This is a genomic window from Dactylosporangium sp. NPDC005572 (assembly GCF_040605515.1).
GTDB lineage: Bacteria > Actinomycetota > Actinomycetes > Mycobacteriales > Micromonosporaceae > Dactylosporangium.
In genome coordinates this window covers 215435-234090 of record NZ_JBEXCY010000001.1, presented here as the reverse complement: position 1 = coordinate 234090, position 18656 = coordinate 215435, and the positions used below count along the sequence as shown (strand labels likewise).

The 18656-nt window shown below is 69.0% G+C and carries 20 protein-coding genes and 1 pseudogene; 11 read left to right on the top strand and 10 right to left on the bottom strand.

Translation table 11 applies throughout. From position 1 onward, the window contains the following. Window positions 1–25 precede the first annotated feature (25 nt). Window positions 26–343 carry a hypothetical protein gene (locus ABZS66_RS00960; RefSeq protein ID WP_354753873.1) on the top strand — a complete coding sequence of 106 codons (318 nt, stop codon included), beginning with the start codon at window positions 26–28 and terminating at the stop codon, window positions 341–343. A 255-nt stretch (window positions 344–598) separates the two neighbouring features. Here ABZS66_RS00960 and ABZS66_RS00955 read toward each other — a convergent pair. After that, window positions 599–1242, bottom strand: a pseudogene (locus tag ABZS66_RS00955) (transposase); the annotation flags it as partial. Between ABZS66_RS00955 and ABZS66_RS00950 the strand changes: the two are divergent. From ABZS66_RS00950 to ABZS66_RS00925, 6 genes are all read left to right on the top strand, one after another. Beyond that, window positions 1174–1710 (top strand): RHS repeat-associated core domain-containing protein, encoded by a 537-nt coding sequence (locus ABZS66_RS00950; RefSeq protein WP_354753871.1) that lies wholly within the window; start codon window positions 1174–1176, stop codon window positions 1708–1710. The pseudogene ABZS66_RS00955 and the gene ABZS66_RS00950 sit on opposite strands and share 69 nt — an antisense overlap. Then, window positions 1656–2138, top strand: coding sequence for a hypothetical protein (locus ABZS66_RS00945; RefSeq protein WP_354753870.1), 483 nt, complete (start codon window positions 1656–1658; stop codon window positions 2136–2138). The genes ABZS66_RS00950 and ABZS66_RS00945 overlap by 55 nt, the downstream gene beginning before the upstream one ends. A gap of 37 nt (window positions 2139–2175) precedes the next feature. Continuing rightward, complete coding sequence (locus ABZS66_RS00940; RefSeq protein ID WP_354753869.1) at window positions 2176–2448, top strand: hypothetical protein; 273 nt, start codon at window positions 2176–2178, stop codon at window positions 2446–2448. Beyond that, window positions 2445–2852 carry a hypothetical protein gene (locus ABZS66_RS00935; RefSeq protein ID WP_354753868.1) on the top strand — a complete coding sequence of 136 codons (408 nt, stop codon included), beginning with the start codon at window positions 2445–2447 and terminating at the stop codon, window positions 2850–2852. Before ABZS66_RS00940 ends, ABZS66_RS00935 begins: the two co-directional genes overlap by 4 nt. A 257-nt stretch (window positions 2853–3109) precedes the next feature. Further along, on the top strand, window positions 3110–3298 hold the full coding sequence (locus ABZS66_RS00930) for a hypothetical protein (RefSeq protein ID WP_354753867.1): 189 nt from the start codon (window positions 3110–3112) through the stop codon (window positions 3296–3298). A 237-nt stretch (window positions 3299–3535) separates the two neighbouring features. Further along, complete coding sequence (locus ABZS66_RS00925) at window positions 3536–4354, top strand: NmrA family NAD(P)-binding protein (RefSeq protein ID WP_354753865.1); 819 nt, start codon at window positions 3536–3538, stop codon at window positions 4352–4354. Between the two features lie 574 nt (window positions 4355–4928). Here ABZS66_RS00925 and ABZS66_RS00920 read toward each other — a convergent pair. Next, complete coding sequence (locus tag ABZS66_RS00920; RefSeq protein ID WP_354753863.1) at window positions 4929–5561, bottom strand: TetR/AcrR family transcriptional regulator; 633 nt, start codon at window positions 5559–5561, stop codon at window positions 4929–4931. Between the two features lie 114 nt (window positions 5562–5675). Between ABZS66_RS00920 and ABZS66_RS00915 the strand changes: the two genes are divergently transcribed. Genes ABZS66_RS00915 through ABZS66_RS00905 form a run of 3 tightly spaced genes read left to right on the top strand, consistent with a single transcriptional unit; the run spans window position 5676 to window position 9178 of the window. Continuing rightward, window positions 5676–6464 (top strand): enoyl-CoA hydratase/isomerase family protein, encoded by a 789-nt coding sequence (locus tag ABZS66_RS00915; RefSeq protein ID WP_354753861.1) that lies wholly within the window; start codon window positions 5676–5678, stop codon window positions 6462–6464. Continuing rightward, window positions 6461–7978, top strand: coding sequence for an AMP-binding protein (locus tag ABZS66_RS00910; RefSeq protein WP_354753859.1), 1518 nt, complete (start codon window positions 6461–6463; stop codon window positions 7976–7978). The genes ABZS66_RS00915 and ABZS66_RS00910 overlap by 4 nt, the downstream gene beginning before the upstream one ends. A gap of 24 nt (window positions 7979–8002) precedes the next feature. Next, window positions 8003–9178, top strand: coding sequence for an acyl-CoA dehydrogenase family protein (locus ABZS66_RS00905; RefSeq protein ID WP_354753857.1), 1176 nt, complete (start codon window positions 8003–8005; stop codon window positions 9176–9178). Between the two features lie 199 nt (window positions 9179–9377). Here the strand turns inward: ABZS66_RS00905 and ABZS66_RS00900 are convergent, their stop codons facing one another. Genes ABZS66_RS00900 through ABZS66_RS00865 form a run of 8 tightly spaced genes read right to left on the bottom strand, consistent with a single transcriptional unit; the run spans window position 9378 to window position 17046 of the window. Continuing rightward, on the bottom strand, window positions 9378–10238 hold the full coding sequence (locus tag ABZS66_RS00900) for an SDR family NAD(P)-dependent oxidoreductase (protein ID WP_354753856.1): 861 nt from the start codon (window positions 10236–10238) through the stop codon (window positions 9378–9380). Beyond that, window positions 10231–11016, bottom strand: a complete 786-nt coding sequence (locus ABZS66_RS00895) for an enoyl-CoA hydratase/isomerase family protein (RefSeq protein WP_354753854.1) — start codon at window positions 11014–11016, stop codon at window positions 10231–10233. The genes ABZS66_RS00900 and ABZS66_RS00895 overlap by 8 nt, the downstream gene beginning before the upstream one ends. Then, window positions 11013–12065, bottom strand: a complete 1053-nt coding sequence (locus ABZS66_RS00890) for an LLM class F420-dependent oxidoreductase (RefSeq protein WP_354753853.1) — start codon at window positions 12063–12065, stop codon at window positions 11013–11015. The genes ABZS66_RS00895 and ABZS66_RS00890 overlap by 4 nt, the downstream gene beginning before the upstream one ends. Window positions 12066–12108: 43 nt before the next feature. Further along, window positions 12109–12906: an enoyl-CoA hydratase/isomerase family protein gene (locus ABZS66_RS00885; protein ID WP_354753851.1), complete on the bottom strand. Its 798-nt coding sequence runs from the start codon at window positions 12904–12906 to the stop codon at window positions 12109–12111. Window positions 12907–12912: 6 nt separating this feature from the next. Continuing rightward, window positions 12913–14112 carry a helix-turn-helix domain-containing protein gene (locus ABZS66_RS00880; protein ID WP_354753849.1) on the bottom strand — a complete coding sequence of 400 codons (1200 nt, stop codon included), beginning with the start codon at window positions 14110–14112 and terminating at the stop codon, window positions 12913–12915. A 53-nt stretch (window positions 14113–14165) separates the two neighbouring features. Further along, window positions 14166–15767 (bottom strand): AMP-binding protein, encoded by a 1602-nt coding sequence (locus ABZS66_RS00875; RefSeq protein ID WP_354753847.1) that lies wholly within the window; start codon window positions 15765–15767, stop codon window positions 14166–14168. Then, window positions 15764–16288, bottom strand: coding sequence for a nuclear transport factor 2 family protein (locus ABZS66_RS00870; protein WP_354753846.1), 525 nt, complete (start codon window positions 16286–16288; stop codon window positions 15764–15766). Before ABZS66_RS00870 ends, ABZS66_RS00875 begins: the two co-directional genes overlap by 4 nt. After that, the gene (locus ABZS66_RS00865; RefSeq protein WP_354753844.1) at window positions 16285–17046 is read right to left on the bottom strand and encodes an enoyl-CoA hydratase/isomerase family protein; all 762 of its coding nucleotides are present in this window, start codon (window positions 17044–17046) and stop codon (window positions 16285–16287) included. Before ABZS66_RS00865 ends, ABZS66_RS00870 begins: the two co-directional genes overlap by 4 nt. Window positions 17047–17419: 373 nt before the next feature. Between ABZS66_RS00865 and ABZS66_RS00860 the strand changes: the two genes are divergently transcribed. Next, a complete protein-coding gene (locus ABZS66_RS00860) occupies window positions 17420–18643 on the top strand; it encodes an acetyl-CoA C-acetyltransferase (RefSeq protein WP_354753843.1) in 1224 nt (407 codons plus the stop codon). Window positions 18644–18656: the final 13 nt, after the last annotated feature.

Below are 18656 nucleotides of genomic sequence, written 5' to 3'. Positions count from 1 at the left end.
ACCCCGCGCGGGTAGCCTCCTCGTCGTGGACGACCGGTCAGCTGAAGCGCCGTTGGTGTGCATTACGTGGCCTGTCTTCACGGCCGAGCTCGCCGCGGCACTGGACGCTGAAGGCGACGATCGATTGACCGATCAGGTCGGTCGGCTTCGCGTCGTCGAACTTTGCGGATGCGGCGACGACTTCTGCCAGAGCTTCTACACCGCCGCAAGACCCGCTGGCGCCTACGGAGTCGGCCACCACAACGTCGGTCTCGATGCGCCATGGCCGGGCTACCTCATCCTCGATGTGGTCCACGATGAGATCAGGTACGTCGAGGTGCTGTACCGATCGCCGCTGTGCTGACGGCCCCGCGAGCCAATCGCGGCAGATCCGTGCGGCCAGGCGGTGGCTGGAGGGTCACCGTTGTTGCAGACGACCGGCGGTGAAATCGTCGAAGACATAACCCGGGGCACCGGGGGCACCCCCGTGCCGGTGCGACGGGGTCATTCGGGCCGCATGTCCTCGGGATCTTCCAGGATCAGAACCGTCATATCCAGCAGGCGCTGGAAGTAGGACGCCTCGTCGCCGACCAGGGCTGGAATCGCGCGGTTGAGCTGTTGTGGGTTTTGGTGCTCTGGCGGGACGGTGGGTCTTCGGCCGGATGTTCCGGAACCCGCGCCGGACGCGTGCCGGGGTGAGTCGGCCCGGGATAGCAGGGCGTTCCCAGGGGCGTCGCAGATCGGTGGCCAGGGTGCGAGCCGGCCGGAGTTGGGTGTAGCAGGCGATGATCAGCCATGTCCACCTGTCGGCCGCCTGTGGGTCCCGGAGTTTCGGCGTGGTCCAGCCGAGGATTTGTTTGAACAGGCGGAAGGTGTGTTCGAGGTCGAAGCGGCGTAGGTATGCCTGCCAGAGTCTGTCCACATGCGACGGTGCCGCGCCGGTGCGGGAAGACCACAACCACACCGGTTTCGGGTCGTGGTCGCCGGTCAGTCGTTCGACGGTGAGACAGATCAGGGTGCCCGCCAGGACCGGGAGGTCGCCGGGGTGGTCGAGCCATGCGGCGCGGTGGGTCAGCCGGGATGCAGCCCGTCCCAGCCGATGGCGATGACGGTGCCGTAGCGGGTTGTGTCGGTCGTCGTGATCACCGCCGGGTCGGACCACGTCTCGGCGTCGGTGAGCCGGAATTCCTTGCCGTGCCTGGGCGGGCGCCCGCCCAAGCCGGGCTCGCGAGGTGGTGCCGGCAGTCGCAGGACCCGGTCGGCCGCCGTCAGACCCCGTTCGGCGGCCTGCGCGGCGCCGCCCCGGCCAGCTGGCCGACCGAGAAGGGCTACGTCGGCGGCGACAACGACCCCACCGGCCTGGTCCACCTCGGCGCCCGCGAGTACGACCCGAAGATCGGCCGGTTCATCAGCGTCGACCCGATCCTCGACCTCAGCGACCCACAACAACTGCACGGCTACGCCTACTCCGAGAACAACCCGATCAACCGCTCCGACCCCGGCGGCCTCAAGTCCAACTGGAAAACATCGTCCTCGGCGCGCTCAACAACGCCGCGAAGGCGTTCGTCGCGACGGCGGCGTACGCCGCCTGCTTCGCCGCGCTCTCCAGCTACGCCCAATTCCTCTTACCCCTCCAGTCGGTCATCTGCGGCGCTATCTCCAACGCCGCGGTGTACATGGCCGAGGTCCTCGCCAATGAACATGACTTCGACGGCGTCGAGTTCGTCATGAGCATGATCATCGGCGCCACGATGGGCATGGGTGCCGAACTCGCCGCCGCCTTCATGCCATGGGCAGCCGGCCTCATCCGCAGCATGGGCAAGAAAGTCTTCGGCAACGCCACCGACGACCTCGCCAACGCACTGGAACGCAAAGCCGCCGAACGCGGCGGCGGAGCTGCGGCAGAGGGTGAAGCCGCCGCAGGCGGCCCGAAACGAACCCCAAACCACAGGAACACGTCAACGCCAAACGCGGCGACGCCGAACCGACTGTTGAAGCCAACAAACCAAGCACAAACACGGTCACCGAAGCGGGCGGCGGTGCTGGCAAGCCTGGCGGCAACGGCGGTGGAGGCGGCAAGCCCGGTGGGACGGCGACCGTCAGGTGGGACTCCGGGCATGCCACGGTCGAGATCATCACCCCGAACCGTAACGTGGTGAGCGACGCTTGGCCGCGCGGGGGCAGAACGTCGTGCGGATGGGAGACGAGGTCAAGATGCCCTACGGTGAGGCGGAGTGGACGGGTACCTTCGACCTGCCCAACCCTCAGAGGGCCATCGACCTGATCGAGCAGCAAGAGGGCGTGTCCCTGGGCTCCTGGGACTTCAACAACTCCTGCCTCACCTGGTGCGCCGACGTCCTGCATGCGGGGGGTTCCACCGTCCCGGGCGGCCTCTCCGGGGCCATCGGCTTGGCCCGGCAGATGGGCTCCGCATACGACGGCGTCCTGCGAAACTTCGGTTTCCTGTGAGCACGGCCGGGCGCGACGCACCGTTCACGCTCCTCGCCGCGATGCTGGCGTGGCGGCATCTGCCGCACCGGCAGGCCGCCCTCGTCGGGCAGTTCGTGGCGGTGAACGCCGAGGTCAGCTACCTGCTGGCCACAGCCCGCGAATATAACCTGCTCGGCGACGACGCATGGTTCCGGCACTTCCGGGACGTCACCCGCAACATGTTCGGCCTCGCCGAGGAGTGGGAACGGTTCGCCGGGGGGTTCGGGCACGACCCTGACCCCCGCACGGCCGACCCGCACGACAGCGACCTGCGCGTCGCGATCGAGGCGGCGCTCTTCGGGATGCGGGCGCGGCTCGCCGACGTCCGCGCGGAACTCGGCGTGACCGGGTCGGGCTTCGACTTCGGCCCGCCCGGTCGATGAGTCCGTACACCGGATCGAAGACGTGCTTGAGCATCCCGGCGGTCAGCGTGCGAGCCAGTCGAGCGGCCCGGGGCTAGGTCACGTCCGCGCTGGTGGTGCAGGAGGCGGTCAGCGTTAGATTGGTGCGAAGCCGGACGGTGGCAAAGTCGACTCGATCGGGTTGTTGGAGCGGAGCTTGCGGCGCGGTGACACCCTCCCTGCCGCCACCGTCCGATCCGCGCGCCGAGGTCGGCGCCCGACAGCCCCGCCTTACGCCAGTGGCCGCGGAGCTCACTGACAACAGCGTCGACGTGGGTGCGGTCGTCGGGGTGCGTCTTCACGTCGTCACCGTGCCGATCACCGCCGAGTCGGAGTCCACGACGGCGGGCATCGCGTCGCTGCGGGTGGCGCTGCAGGCCGGGATCGCTCCCGCCGATGTGTCCTGGGTGTCCGGGCCGACCGGCTGATCGCTGAACCCCGCCGCCGACGGCTAAACGGTCGCCGGACCTGCCCTGTCGGCGAAGCGCGACGTCGAGTACCAGGTGAAGGTCGCAGACCCGCCAGGTCCTCACCCGCCAGACCGCCAACCAGCCCGCCCCCGGGTTCGGGGCGGCGCCAGGAGGAACTGGAGTAGGCGTCACGGCTCCGGTTGACCTCAAGTCTGCTTCAGCATTTAGCGTCATCGTCGACGAGAGGACTGCATGATGACGACGCTGGTGACAGGTGCGACCGGCAACACTGGTCGCCATGTGGTGACAGCTCTTCGACGCCGCGGCGAGCCAGTGCGGGCGCTGACCCGCGCTCCGGAGCGAGCGGTGCGGCAACTGCCGGCCGGGGTGGATGTGGTGGCCGGCACCCACACCGAACCCGATCGGCTCGGCGGCGCGTTCGACAACGTGGAGCGGCTGCACATCACGGTGACGGCGGGCCTGGCCGAGGTCGGGCCGGACCTCGTGCGCCGGGCGGTGGATGTGGGCGTGCGGCGGATCACTGTGGTGTGGGGCGGGTACGTCGGGCCGGTCGAACAAGCGGTGGCGGACTCCGGGATCGAATGGACCCGCCTGGAGCCGCAGGAGTTCATGTCGAACACGTTGACGTGGGTCGACTCGATCCTCGCGGATGGCGTCGCTCGGGAACCGTACGACTATCCGAGCGCGCTCGTCCACGAGGCCGACATCGGCGAAGTGGCGGCAGTCGCGCTGCTGGACGATGGGCACGACGGACACGCGTACAACCTGACAGGGCCCCGGGCATTGACCCCAAGCGAGCGGATCGCCGTGCTGGCCAGGGTCCTCAACCGACCGCTGGAATTCGTCCCGATCACGCACGATCAGGCCGTCGAGCGCCTCCTTCGCACCGGAGTGTCCCGGGACGACGCCGAGTTCGTCGTCGGCTGGTACGCGGCGTCTAGCGAGGATTCCAAGACGGTCGACGACACAGTTGAACGCGTCCTGGGCAGGCCGGCGCGCACGTTCGAGCAATGGGCGGCCGAACACGCCGACCGGTTCCGGCCACACCCCTGACCGGTCAGACGACCGCCGACGACGGGCGTGGACGGCTGTTCCAGTCGGTGATTCACGCCCGATGTCGTCGCGCTCGGCGCGGCACCGGACGGCAACCCACGATGACGTGCCGGCACGCGAAGCTGTATCGACCTGGACAGGCACCAGTCGCAGGAACCCACCGTCGCCTCGGTTCGTCGATCGGTCTGCGGTCCGACGTCATCCCCGCGATCGAACGCGTCCAGGGCCACGAACGGCTGGTCGCCAGGGGCGACTCCTCCGCCACGGATCCCGTGTGGTCCGCTCGGTCGCCCGTGGTTGCTCGACGCCCACCGGATCGCCGTCCCAGGACCCGCTGACGGCCCGGCGCCCGCTCGTGGAACGACCACCGCGACGGCCGTCGTGAAGGCCGTGGTAACCCTGACCGACGAAGCCAAGGCAAACGCCACTCAGGTCGCCCATGTGTAAAGGCAGCGCGGGACGAACCCGACCCGGACCGCAGCTTTCATCTGGCCGCCCTCCGAGCCGCATGCATCAGTCAGCAACCCGGCGAAGAATCCTTTGTCGGCCTGACGCAACACGAGCGCCTGCGCGCTCAGTCTGAACCGGTCCCGGTCCGCAGCAGCGTGCGCATCGCCTGGACGAGTGCGGCGTAGTCCTGGTCGCGGCCCAGCAGGAGCGCTTCGGCGTTCAGGCCGGTGATGATGGCAACCAGCGCGTGGGACAGGCTGCGGCGCTCGTGGGCGGTGCTCTGCCCGGCGGGCTTCGCGCGGGCCGCGACGTCGTCGAAGAACGCTCGGAACCGGCGCAGCACGGGGCGCAGCCGAAGCCCCAGTTCGGGCTCGCGACGGATCTCGAAATGGGCGGTCGCCACCATCGCGGACAGGGTGGGGTCCGTCCGCATGACCTCGATCGAGCAGGCGAGCAGGCCGTCGACGGCCTCATCGAACGACGCGCCGGCCGGGACGGCTTCGCCGAACCGGTGCAGCACCTGCTCGTACACGTCCTCCACCACCGCCACGAACAGCCCGGACTTGTTCTCGAAATGGTGGTAGAGGGCCGGCGGCGTCAGCCCCGCCGCTTCGGCGATGTCGCCGGTCGCCGCGCCCCGGAAGCCCTTGGCGGAGAACTCCCGTCTCGCCGATGCCAGGAGTCGCTCGCGGGCGGACGGTCCATCGCTGGCTGGAGGACGGCCCTTGGGGCGGCTGGCTCGAACGTTCGTCGTCATCGGACCTCGACCGTACCACCGCTCTTGTCAGGCGCCGGAGTCGTTAATATAGTCCGTACTACATTACCAATGCGGGTCGGTTTCGTATCCGCGTTGAGCCTGAGGAGACAAGTCGTGGGCGAGTACGAGTACCTGAGGACGTCTGTGTCGGACGGCGTCGGGACGATCCTGTTGCACCGGCCGGAGAAGAAGAATGCCCTGGCCACGTTCGTGTGCGAGGAGATCGGCATGTGCCTGGACGAATGGCGGCGCTCGGACGACGTCGTCGCCGTCGTCATCACCGGCGGTGAGGAGTTCTTCTCCTCCGGCATGGATCTCGCCGAGTACCTCGAGCTGGAACCGACGCAGTACTACCGGCTGATGAGCAAGTACCACCGGTGCTATCGCACGCTTGCCGACTACCCGAAGCCCACGATCGCAGCCGTGGCCGGTCCCGCCTTCGCCGGCGGGTGTGACCTCCTGGCGCACTGCGACATCCGGGTGGTGGCCGAGAACGCGAAGATCGGCATGCCGCAACCCAAGTACGGCATCCATTCGCACTTCTCGCCGCTGTGGCACCTGGTGGGATTGAGCAGGGCGAAGCTGATGTTCTTCACCGGCGACCACGTGGATGCCGCCGAGGCGTACCGGATCGGCCTGGCCGACGTACTGGTTCCCGTCGGCAGTGTGGTGGAGAAGGCCACGCATCTGGCCAAGCGCATGGCGGGGCTCGGCCTCGAGACGCAGCTTCGCCTGAAGGAGATCGCCCTGCGCTCGCCCGACATGAACGCCCTCGCGGCTTGTGACTACGAGACCGCCGCCTACCGCGATGCCTGCGCCGACGTGAACGCTCGCGAACGCGTGGCGGCCGGCCTCGCCCGGCTGCGTGAACACCGGAGCCTGGCATTGTCGGGGCAGCTGTGAGCGAGCACCACGTTCCGGACCTGCTGCTGTTCGGCGTTCGGCGTACGCCGGACAAGGTCTGCGTAGCGCAGGGTGATGCCTCGCTGACCTTCGCCCAGGTTCACGGCCGGGCCGGCCGGGCCGGCGCCGTTCTGCAGGCCCATGGTGTGCGGAGAGGCGACCGGGTCGCGCTCCTCGCCGCCAACGAGTTGCAGTTCTTGGAGCTTCAGGTCGCCTGCCAACGCATCGGAGCCGCCTTTGTGCCGGTGAACTTCCGGCTGGCCCGCCCGGAGATCGAGGCCTTGGTGGCCGACTGCCGTCCCGTCGTGATGATCCACGGCCCCGGCTACGGGGCGGCCGCGGACGGCCTGGACATCCCGCACACGCTGCATCTTGGCCAGGACGGTGTCGGGACGAGTTACGACGCGGCCCTGGCCGCCCAGTCCTCGTCACCACACGACATCGGCATGTTGCCCGCCGACGGCATTGCCCAGATCCCCTACACCAGCGGTACCACTGGCCGGGCCAAGGGCGCGATCGTGCGCAACTCCGCGCTGTTCGGGCGGGTCTCGGCGCTGATGGCGACCATGGCCATTCAACGCGATGACGTCTTCCTACAGACCCTGCCGTTGTTCCACCTGGCGTCCACGGTCTCCTTCGCCTACACCGCCGCCGGCGCCTCCTGCATCACTCTGGCCAACTTCGAACCCACCCACACGCTGCGGATCATCGAGCGGGGTCAGGTCACCCACACCCTCGTCGTGCCGACGATCATCGACGCCCTCGCCCGCACGGTCCCCATCTGCGACGCCGACCTCAGCTCCCTACGGACCGTGTTCTACGGCGCCTCGCCGATTCCGGCCTCCATGCTGTCCAACGCACTCGCCACGCTGCCCTGCGGCTTCGCCCAGCTCTACGGCATGACCGAGGCCGGCATCGCCGTAATGCTCCCGCCCGAGGACCACAACCCACAGACCAAACCCGGCCTCCTGAGCGCGGCCGGCCGCGACGTCATGTTTTACCGCACCCGGGTGGTCAGACCCGACGGGACCGCCTGTGCACCAGGTGAATTCGGGGAGATCACCATGGCCGGACCGGGCCTGTTCGACGGCTACTGGAACGCGCCCGAGGCCACCGCCCAGACGCTGCGGGCCGGGCAGATGTCTACGGGCGACGGAGGCTACGTCGACGAGGCCGGCTACCTTTACCTCACCGACCGGATCAAAGACATGATCATCACCGGTGGCGAGAACGTCTTCTGCCCGGAGGTCGAGGCGGTCCTCGCGGCACACCCGGCCGTCACCGAGGTTGCCGTCATCGGCCTGCCGGATGCGACCTGGGGCCAACGGGTACACGCGGTCCTGGTCACCGCACCAGGTGCCGACACCACACCGGAAGACCTCGACGCCTGGTGCCGCGAGCGCCTTGCCGGCTACAAACGCCCTCGCTCCTACGAGTTCGTTGCGGCGCTGCCCCGCAACGCCGTCGGCAAGATCCTCAAGCGCGAGCTACGCGTCGACGTAGAGGCCCTCTGACCACTGCCAACCGAAGGGTCCAACATGGACTTCACGCTGCCTGAAGCGGCACTCGCCGTCCGGGACGGCGTCAGCCGGCTCGTCACCAAGTACCCCACGGAGTACTGGGACCGCTGCGACGCCGAACACCGCTGGCCAGACGAGCTGTGGGCCGACCTCGGATCGGGCGGTTGGCTGGGTCTCGCCGTGCCGGAGGAGTACGGGGGCGGTGGCCAGGGGCTGCTCGCGCTCGCCGTGGCGATGGATGCCATCGCCACGGGTGGCGCGGGGGTCGCCGGCGCATTCGTGCTCATGCTGACACCCACGTTCGGGACGCTGAGCGTGCAACGGCATGGAACCGCCGAGCAGAAGGCGGCCCTGCTGCCCGGTATGGCCACCGGCAAGATCCAGACCTGCTTCGCCCTCACCGAACCCGACGCCGGCAGCGACTTCTTCGCCATGACCACGCGGGCGCAGCGGCGAGGCGGCGACTACGTCGTACGGGGTCAGAAGCTGTGGACCTCGGGCGCCGACCGCGCCGACTGGATGATCCTGGCATGCCGCACCGCCGAGCACGCGACTCGGTCCACCCGCGGCTTCACCGTGCTCCTCGTCGACGTCCGAGAGGCCGTCGCCGCAGGCACGCTGGTCCTTCAAGCACTGCCGAAGATGTCGATGAACACGGTCCCGTCGTTCGCGGTCTTCCTCGACGACGTCCGAGTGCCCGCGGATCGCGTCCTTGGCGGCGTCGACGATGGGTTCAATGTCCTCTGGGACGTGCTGAATCCGGAACGGGTCATCGTCGCTGCCGCGGCCGTTGGCGCAGCTGACCTTGCCGTCCGGCTCGCTGGCGACTACGCCCGCACCCGGCAGATCGCTGGCCGGTCCCTGGGCGGCAACCAGTCTGTCGCCCATCCGCTCGCCCGGGTGAAAGCACAAACCGAACTCGCCCGACTCATGACCCACAAAGCCGCCTGGTTGTGGGATCGCGGCATGCCCGCCGCGAGCGAGGCCAACATCGCCAAACTCACGGCCGCCGAAGCCGCCTTCAATGCCGCCGACCGCGCGGTACAGACGTACGGCGGCATGGGATTCTCCTCCGAGCACCCGGTGTCACGGCTGTTCCGTGACTCGCGCGTCATGCGCACCGTGCCGGTCTCTGAAGAACTGGCGCTGTCCCACATCGCCACACAGATGCTGTCGTTGCCGCGGTCGACGTGAGCGACCGCGGCCGGCCGCTATTCAAATGGCGTCGGCGGGTCCGCGGGGCGTCGAGTCCGAGTTCGTAGTTGCCGCGCGGGCGTTTTGCATGAAGGCATGCCCGGCGATGATGTGCGTGGTCCGGTCGGTGCGCAGGCAGCGCATCGGTATGAGCCGGTGCTTCAGCCGGCTGTGATTTGCCTGGTCGGTCCCGAGCCGGTCATCCAGCCACGATCCCGCTGCCCCAGCGATCGGGATTGGGATGTTGCATCACGTCCGGGGTGAGAGCCGCGCCAAATGCCTCGATCGTCCAGCCACCCGTCCGGGTCCAGGTGGACGCGGCGGCGGGGTGCGACCATACCGTCAGCTCTGTTCCGTCGAAGGACAGTACCTGGCCGTGGAGATGCCGACTCGCATCGGACGCGAGGTAGGCGACTACCGGTGCGACTGTTTCCGGTGGCGGGAACGGCAGCCGGTGCGCCACAGTCCCGGTGTCGAAGACGGCGGTCATGTCGGTGTGGGCAACGGGCGCGAGCGTGTTGACCCGGATGCCGTGCCGAGCCAGCTCGAGGTCCATCACGCGGGACAGCCCGATGATCCCTGCCTTCGCGGCCGCGTAATTGGCCTGTCCGAAGGTCCCGAACAGCCCGGCCCCAGAGGTGACATTGACGATGCTGCCGCCGGACTTCCGCATGGCGCGTGCCGCGGCCGCGCTGCACGCCCACGTGCCGCGCAGGTGGACGGCGATGACCTCGTCGAACTCCTCGACGGTCATGCGGCTGAGCGAACGGTCCCGGGTCACGCCGGCGTTGTTGACGAGCAGTCCGATCCCGCCGAACTCCTCCACGCATGTCTCGATGAGGTGTGCGCAGAAGGCGGCGTCGGTGACCGACCCGACGCGGGGGATCGCGATGCCGCCCTCGCTGGTGATGGCATCGACCGTGGCTTGAGTTGCGTCCGGATCGGTGCCGTTCACGACGACGTGTGCGCCGGCTCGAGCCACGGCCTGGGCGAAGGCGCGGCCAAGTCCACGGGATGCGCCGGTGACGACGGCGGGCAGGCCCGTCAGGTCATCAACCATCGCGCAGCGCACTATTCGCCCGGATGCACGCGGCCTGGCCTTCGGCTGCCGCCGCGAGGCTGCGCTCGAGGCCGGCGGCGTCGACGGCGGTCTTGAGGTACGCCGGAATCGCCCGCGGCAGGCGCCCGACCGCCTCGGCGTACTCCTGCGCAGTGCTGAGTACGTCCGGCGCTGGGACCGCGCGGAGGGCGAGGCCGAGGGTGACGGCCTCGATTCCGGTGAACTCTCGGCCGGTGAGCATGAGATCGAGTGCGCGCTCCCGTCCGACGAGCCGCGGCAGCCAGGCCGTAGCGCCGAGGTCGGGCAGGAGCCCGTGGCGCACCTCGGCCAGTGCGAAGCGCGCGTCGTCGGCGACGATGCGCACGTCGCAGGCCAGCGCCAGCTGGCACCCCGCCCCGAGGGCGGCGCCGGTGATCGCGGCGACGACCAGGAACGGTGCCCGGGGGATCCAGCGGACGGACTCTTGCGCGACGGCGATGGCGGCGAGCATCGGGTCAGGATCGCCGGGCGGGTGGGCGGCCAGCCGACGGATGAAGCCGTCGGGGCGACGGATCTCTTCCAGGTCGATCCCGGAGCTGAAGGACGCGCCGTTTCCGACCAGTACCACGCAGCAGACCTCCGGGTCCGCGGAGAGCATCCGTCCCGCGGCGGCGAGCTCGGCCCACATGCGTGGTGTCTGGGCGTTGTGCCGGTCCGGGCGGTCCAGCACGATGCGTCGGACCGGGCCCAGTCCTTCGACGCGGACCTGTGGGAGGTAGTCCTCTGTGGAGTCGCTCACGAGACCAGCTCCTTGAGGACGGCCACGGACCGCACCTGCGCTGCGTGGTCCCGACCGAGCATCTGGGCGTTGACCATGGAGACGCCTGCTTCGGCGAATGCCTGCACACGTTCGGCGACGCGAGCCCGGGAACCGACCAGGCACACGCCGCGGACGAGTTCCTCGGGTAGCGCGGCTTCGGCTTCCCGCTTCCGCCCTTGCAGATACAGCTCCTGGACCTGGGCCGCCGCCGCCTCGAAGCCGTAGCGGCCGACGAGGTCGTTGTAGAAGTTGCGGCCCTGGGCGCCCATTCCTCCGACATACAGCGCCAGGTGGCTGCGCACCTGCTGCAGTGCCTGCGCCTCGGCCTCGGGGTCGTCGGTGATCAGCAACTGGGTGTCGGCCACCACCTGCAAGGCGCCGAGCGAAGGGTCGCGTTTGGCGGTGCCGGCGGCGAGCGCTTCGGCGAACGCGGCGCTGCTGCCCTCCGGGAAGAAGAACAGCGGCTCCCAGGCCTCGAACAGCTCAGCGGCGAGCGCCACGTTCTTCGGGCCCATGGCGGCGAGGACCATCGGCACCCGGTCCCGGATGGGCTTGTTGATCAACTTGAGCGGTTTGCCCAGACCGGTGCCGCCGTGTTCACGGTCGAGCGGTACGTGGAAGTGCTCCCCGTCGAACTGGAGCGATTCGCGCCGCCACACCGTGCGGCAGATCTCCACGACCTCGCGTGTGGTCGCCAGGGGAGCGGTGTAGGGCACACCGTGGAAACCCTCCACCACCTGTGGGCCCGAGGCGCCAACACCCAGGGTGAACCGGCCGCCGGACACGTAGTCCAGCCCGGCTGCGGTCATCGCGAGCAACGCCGGGGTGCGTGAGTACACGTTGAGGATGCCGGAGACCAACTCGACGGTCGTCGTCCGGGCGGCCAGGTACCCGAGCTGGCTGACCGCGTCGTAGGAGTACGCCTCCCCGACGAAGACTGCCTCCAGTCCTGCGGCCTCGAAATCCGCGATCCGGTCGGCGGTCGCCGCGAAACCGCCGCTGTAGGACATCTGCATGCCGATCCGCACGCTCGTGCCTCCGTTACGAGTTGGGAAGAGAGGCGGGCAGGTCTCAGGACCGGGCGGCGAGCCGCTCGGTCGCCTTGCTCCGGCCGGCCCGCAGACGGTCGAGGCCCTCGGCGATCCGCCGGGTGAACAGGCCACGCTGGACGAGGTCGTGGGTGACCCGCAGCTCGTAGGCGGTGGCGCCGATGTGGTCCATGTTGGAGGCCCGCAGCGCGACCTCCTTGAGCACGGTCGTCAGTTCGGTACCGTGCTCGGCGATCTGCTTGGCCAGGCGGAGCGCGCTCTCCCGTAGCCGACCTTCCGGGACGACCTCGTCGACCAGGCCGACGCGGAGGGCCTCCTCGGCATCGATCGGGTCGCCGGTGAAGAACATCCGTCGCGCCCGCTGGGTGTTCGTCTTGCGCAGCATGCCGTGGTAGAAGCCGTTCATCGCGTACTTGACCTGGGTGGAGCCGAAGGCGGCGTTCTCCGACGCGATGGTGATGTCACACATGTTGGCCACATCCATGCCGTAGCCGGGAGCAACTCCCGCAACGGCGGCGATGGTGGGCTTGCGGAAGTCGTAGATCGTCACCATGAGCTTGAGGGCGAGGTCGGTGAACCGGGTGCGGTCGTCACCGCTGGTGCCCTGCAGCACGTCGAGGGCCCACCCGGCGCAGAAGTACTGCTCGTTGCCGATGATCAGGACAGCCGCGACGTCGTCGTCGTAGGCCCAGGCGTCGAGCGCGGCGATGATCTCGTTGTGCAGCTCCCAACCCAGCGCGTTGCGCTTCTCGGGGTGGTTGAGCTGCATGATGCCGACACCGTCTTCGACGGACGTGAGGAGGTACTTGTAGTCGGGCACGGTGTTCTACCTCTCGAGGGGGGCCGCCAGGGCGGCGTGGACCAGGGTGCGGAGCACCTCGGTGATGTCGGGACGGTCGTGCCAGTGCCCGAGGCGGACGATGTCGTGGACGACGGCTCGGCCGGCATGCACGAGGACAAGGCGCTGCGGGGCGGTGAGTTCCGGCCGGACGCGCCCGAGCGCGGCGCACCAGGCGTCGATGTCGGCGTCGAGCCCGGCTCGGATTCGGCGCCCCGCCTCCGGTGGGAGGTTCACCGCCTCCCAGACGTAGACGCCGAAGAGGAGTCGCTCCCGTATCCCCAGATCGATGTAGGTGGTGATGAGTTCGTCCAGCGACGGGGATTGAGATGTTCGGGTTCGCTGCGCGGCCAACCATTCGGTGGCCCGCACGAAGGCGGCGACCAGCAGGTCGGCCTTCGTGGCGAAGTAGTAGTAGAGGCTGGGGCCGGCCATGCCGAGTTCGGCTGCGATCTCGTCCAGGCTCACCGCCTGGTAGCCCTTCTTCGCGAAGAGCCGGATCGCCGTGCCCAGCACCTCCTCGCTGCGACCGGGCGTGGGCTCGAGGGCCCGCTGCCCTCCGAACGGCCGGTCGGGCGGTGCCGGCCTGGTCGGGCTCACCCATCTCACGCGGCAGGTCGCCTCGCTGGCGGCCGCGAGGATCGCTCGCTGCTCATCCTCCGGCAGTCGCCGCCGATACACCGACGGACTCGCCAGGACGGCGAGGGCCGCCGTTGTGAGGAACTGGACCTCCGACGTACCGAGGTCGGTCCGCTCCCCTTGGATGGCCGTCGTGAAGCGGCGGACGATCGACGCGAAGCGGTCTTCGAGCGGCGCGCGCTGCTCAACGCCGAGATGGCGCATCTCACGCTGCAGGAGAATCCAGACCTCGCGCCGGGCCACCGCAACGCCGGCTGCGGCCTGCAAGAACTCGTGCAGTGCCGCGTCCTTCACTCCGGCGAGAGCCTCGTCGACCGCGTCGAGTGCTCTGCCGATCGCCGCAGCGAGCAGCTCTTCCTTGTTCCGGAAGTGTCGGTAGATCGCCGGCGCCGTGAGCTCGACCGCCGCAGCGACGCCCGCCATCGAGACCTGGTGGAACCCGTGCCGGTGAAACTGCTGCGCCGCGATTTCGGCGAGCTGGGCACGACGTTCCTCCGTGCGCCGCCAGCCCCGGGAGGGCCTGGCGGCGTCGGAGTCGCTGGAAACCATGAAGTGGCTCTATCTTTCGTCAGGCGCTGGGCTGCGCGTCGTGGCGCGGGCGGTCAGCTCCGCTCGCCCCATGTGACCAAAGCGTGCTTCTGGATCTTCCCGCTCGCCGTGGTCGGCAGTGCAGCCACCACAGTCCACTGGGTCGGGATCTTCTGCCGGGCGAGCTTGGCGTCCTCGAGGTGCTGGATGAGCCGTTCCGGGCCGGTCCACTCGACGCCCGGCGCGAGGACCACCCAGGCGCCGACGCCCTCACCCAGCCGCTCGTCGGGGATGGCCGTGACCGTGGCCGCCGCCACGTCGGGATGGGACGCGATCGCCGACTCGATGTCGAGCGTCGAGAACTTCTCGCCGCCCCGGTTGATGATGTCCTTGAGCCGGCCGGACATCCGCACCCACCCCTCGTCGTCCACCACTCCGACATCACCGGGGTAGAACCAGCCGTCGTCGTCGATCTGCTCGCGGGTGCATTCGGGGTCGGTGTAGGCCGTGAGCAGCTGCGGTCCGCGGATGCGTAGCTCGCCCTCCTCACCCACCGGCAGCGGCCTGCGATCAGGTCCCACGGCTTCGATCTCCAGGCCCGGAAGGATCTTGCCATCCCACTGTGAACGCCGTTCGACAGGGGCGTCCCCGGGCGCGGCGGCGCAGACCCCGGCCGTCTCGGTCATGCCGTAGCAGCGCATCGCGCGGACTCCGACTGCCTCCGCGCGCAGAACCACAGCGGGTGGGATGGTCGCGCCCGCACAGGCGTACAAGGTCAACCGGTGCTCCCGGCCGGCTCCGGCCTCGTAGCGCTGCACCAAGTCGGAGAGGAACACGGTCGCGCCCATCGCGAGGGTAGCCCGCTCGCGCTCGATGGCCTCGACCGCCTCGTCGGGACGCCAGGCCGGCATGATCACCGATCGGGCGCCCAGGAAGGCCGGGAAGATCACCCCGGCGACGAAACCACCCAGGTGGGACAGCGGTGTGGCGCACAGGATGACGGCGTCCTCGTCCACGCCGAGGGCAGTCTGGAAGTTGCGCAGGTGGGCGATCAGCGCTGCGCTCGTCAGCAGCGCCCCCTTGGGGGCCGACGTCGTCCCCGACGTGTACAGCAACAAGGTCGGTTCCTGAGCCGAAAGAGGCTCGGGAAGATCGACCTCCGCGACGTCACCCGGACCGGGCACCGCGGACCATCCGGGGCGTTCCCCACCGACGGCGTAGCGCACGGCAGGCGCGTGTCCGAGATCGGTGAGGATCTCCTCCAACTCCTCGACCGGTCGGCGCGTTGCCAGCTCGGCCGCGACCGCGATCACCGAGAGGCGGGCGTCGGCCACGATCTGCCGAACCTCGTGCTCCCGGTAGATCGGGATGATCGGCATGTCCACGGCACCGATCCGGAACGCCGCGACCTGGAGGACGAGGGCCTCCAGGCAGTTGGGCAGCTGCACCATGACCCGGTCACCTCTGCGGACCCCGCGGCGGACGAGGTCGGAAGCGACCGTGCGTACCCACGCGTCGAACTCGCCGTACGTGACCCGGCGCCCTTCGAAGACGAACAGCTCCCGGTCCGGGGTTCGCGCCGCCTGGTCCTTGAGCAGATCACCGACCCTTCGGTCGTCCCAGAGGCCCAGCTCGCGGTAGCGCTCGGCCCGTTCGGCCGCTGCGGTGGTGGTCATGCCGTCATCCTCTCGTTCTGATCGGAAGGCGTGGTCGATTCGAGTCGTCGGGGTCCCGTGAGGGAGAGCAGGTAGGCGCCGCCCTTCAGATCCCCGCGTGGGGGCAGGGCGCCGACTTGGCGGAGCATGTCGGTGATCTCGAAGGCGGCGGTGTAGTGGGACAGGAGCCCGTCGCGAAATTCGAGGAAGATGTCGCAGCCGTGCGTGTCGAAGCGCCGGTCCGTGCCGAGGCCGGCCGGTGCCGCGCCACGCTGCCGGAACATGAACAACGCCCGGCCGTCGTCGACCGCCGTGAACAGCTGGATCTCGGAGAGCTCGTACTCGGGCATGGCACGCCAGATCGCGTCGACGTAGCTGCGCACGGCTTCCCGGCCGTTGATTGGGTGCGGCCAGAAGATCCGTTCGTCCCACAGGACGTCGGGGTGGAGCAGTCCGAGGACGGCGTCGGTCTCGCGGCTGTTCCAGGCGGCGTGCCAGCGGTCGGCGAAGTCGCGCAGGAAAGCCGCGTCGACCGCGCTCATGACCGGCTCCGGATGCGGTCGTAGGCGCCGGAAATCCGTTCCACCACGTCGGGGTGCCAGACGATCTCGCGGTAGGCCATGGTCTCGAACGAGAGCGCCGAGATCGGGTCCATGGCCGGCGAGCGCAGCATCATCTCCTTGTTGAACATCGCCGACTTCGTTGTCGTCTCGGCGATGCTGCGCGCCAGACGGGTCGCCTGCTCCACCACCTGGCCCGCGGGGACGAGCCGGTCGACGAGGCCGATGCGCAGGGCTTCGGCGGCGTCGATCAGCTCGCCGCTGAGCGTCAACAGCTTCGCCTGGCTGAGCCCGACGATCTTCCAGAGGGGGGAGAAGTAGGGCGTGAGACCGAACTTGACTTGCGGGAACCCGAAGATGCCGTTCTCGGCACCGATGCGAATGTCGCAGAAGACCGCGATGTCGCACCCACCACCGAGGGTCGGTCCGGCGCACGCCGCGATCGTCGGCTTGGGGTAGTCGAGAAGCGTTCCGTAGACGCGCAGACACGCCTCGGCATAGGCCGCACGGGACTCTGGCGTGAATCCGGACTGGAGGTCGAGGTCCAAGCCGGCGCAGAACATCTCCTCCCCGCCGGTGAGCACCACAGCCGTGACGCTGTCGTCCCGCCGCCATCGGTCGAGGTGGTCACCGAGGGCCCCGAAGAGTTCGAGGCTCAGCGCGTTTCGACGCTCGGGCCTGTTGAACCGAATCGTTCCGACGCCGTCCGACTGCGTCGCCGTGATCGCGTGCTGAGACATCCACAACTCCCATCTGGCGTGACGGAATGTGAGCGTAGACCATAAAGTGAACGACGGCTAGACGCCCAATCCGGCGATTGCCGGAGGTCGTGGCGGGTGATGGTCGCAGGTGCGATTCATCGACCGCATGCTTCGCGGCCGGCCCGGTGGGCGGCGCCAGACAGCCATCATTCCAGGTGAGGACGCAGCGTGTAGCCGTTCATGCCTCCTGGCGGTGCAATGCGACCCTCCTCGCCGCGCTCGTGCGGACGCCATCCGAGTGGCACGCGGAAGGGTTCCGGGCTTGTCTTGTGAATGGTCACTAGATAGCCTGCGTGGTGTCACCACCGCCGACCCCTGATCGATGAGACTCCCCAGCAGGAACGGAGTAGCCGTGCCCGAATCGACTCCTCAAGCGCTCATCTACGAGGCCATCCGCACACCTCGCGGGCGAGGGAAGAGCACCGGGGCGCTGCACACCGTCAAGCCGATCTCTCTGGTGGTCGGCCTGATCGACGAGTTGCGCACCCGGCATCCCGACCTCGACCCCGGTGCCATCGACGACATGGTGCTCGGGATCGTGTCGCCGGTCGGGGACCAGGGCTCGGTGCTCCCACGCATCGCAGCTCTCGCCGCCGGACTGCCCGACACCGTCTCCGGGCTGCAGATCAACCGCTTCTGCGGCTCTGGGCTGGAGGCGGTCAACGTGGCTGCCCAGAAGGTGCGGTCCGGCTGGGACCGGCTCGTCATCGCCGGCGGCGTCGAATCCATGTCCCGGCTCCCGCTCGGCTCCGACGGCGGGGCGTGGATGAACGATCCCGAGACCAACTTCTCCACGTCCTTCGTCCCGCAGGGCGTCAGCGCCGACCTGATCGCAACCATCGAAGGCTTCGACCGTGAGACCGTGGACCGCTACGCCCTGCAGTCCCAGCAGCGGGCGGCCGCTGCATGGTCCGGCGGATACTTCGAGAAGTCGGTCGTGCCGGTCCGGGACCGCAACGGCGTCGTGGTCCTGGACCGCGACGAGCACATGCGACCGGACTCCACGCTCGAGTCGCTCGGCTCGCTGAAGCCGTCGTTCGCCGCGATGGGCCAGCAGGGCGGGTTCGACGCCGTCGCCCTGCAGCGCTACCACTGGGTCGAGCGGATCCACCACGTCCACCACGCGGGTAACTCCTCGGGCATCGTGGACGGCGCCGCGCTGGTCCTCGTCGGCGACGAGCGGATCGGGGAGGCGCACGGGCTCACCCCAAGAGGGCGGATCGTCGCCACCGCCACGTCTGGTGCCGACTCGACGATCATGCTCACCGGCCCGACCCCGGCCACTCGCAAGCTGCTCGCCACCACTGGCCTCACCGTCGACGACATCGACCTGTTCGAGATCAACGAGGCGTTCGCCGCCGTCCCGCTGAAGTACGCCAAGGACCTGAACCTCCCCGCGGAGAAGGTCAACGTCAACGGCGGCGCCATCGCGATGGGCCACCCGCTCGGCGCCACCGGGGCGATGCTCATCGGCACGGCCCTGGACGAGCTGGAGCGCCGGCAGGCGCGCCGCGCGATCGTCACGCTCTGCATCGGCGGCGGCATGGGCGTCGCCACCCTGATCGAACGCCTCTGACCCCCGCCACACC

Excerpts from the sequence above, each read along its gene's own strand:
- ABZS66_RS00900 (WP_354753856.1), bottom strand. The coding sequence starts at position 10,238 with ATGGTTGATGACCTGACGGGCCTGCCCGCCGTCGTCACCGGCGCATCC.
- ABZS66_RS00875 (WP_354753847.1), bottom strand. The coding sequence starts at position 15,767 with ATGACCACCACCGCAGCGGCCGAACGGGCCGAGCGCTACCGCGAGCTG.
- ABZS66_RS00905 (WP_354753857.1), top strand. The coding sequence starts at position 8,003 with ATGGACTTCACGCTGCCTGAAGCGGCACTCGCCGTCCGGGACGGCGTC.
- ABZS66_RS00940 (WP_354753869.1), top strand. The coding sequence starts at position 2,176 with ATGGGAGACGAGGTCAAGATGCCCTACGGTGAGGCGGAGTGGACGGGT.
- ABZS66_RS00925 (WP_354753865.1), top strand. The coding sequence starts at position 3,536 with ATGACGACGCTGGTGACAGGTGCGACCGGCAACACTGGTCGCCATGTG.
- ABZS66_RS00945 (WP_354753870.1), top strand. The coding sequence starts at position 1,656 with ATGGCCGAGGTCCTCGCCAATGAACATGACTTCGACGGCGTCGAGTTC.
- ABZS66_RS00880 (WP_354753849.1), bottom strand. The coding sequence starts at position 14,112 with ATGGTTTCCAGCGACTCCGACGCCGCCAGGCCCTCCCGGGGCTGGCGG.
- ABZS66_RS00865 (WP_354753844.1), bottom strand. The coding sequence starts at position 17,046 with ATGTCTCAGCACGCGATCACGGCGACGCAGTCGGACGGCGTCGGAACG.
- ABZS66_RS00870 (WP_354753846.1), bottom strand. The coding sequence starts at position 16,288 with ATGAGCGCGGTCGACGCGGCTTTCCTGCGCGACTTCGCCGACCGCTGG.
- ABZS66_RS00920 (WP_354753863.1), bottom strand. The coding sequence starts at position 5,561 with ATGACGACGAACGTTCGAGCCAGCCGCCCCAAGGGCCGTCCTCCAGCC.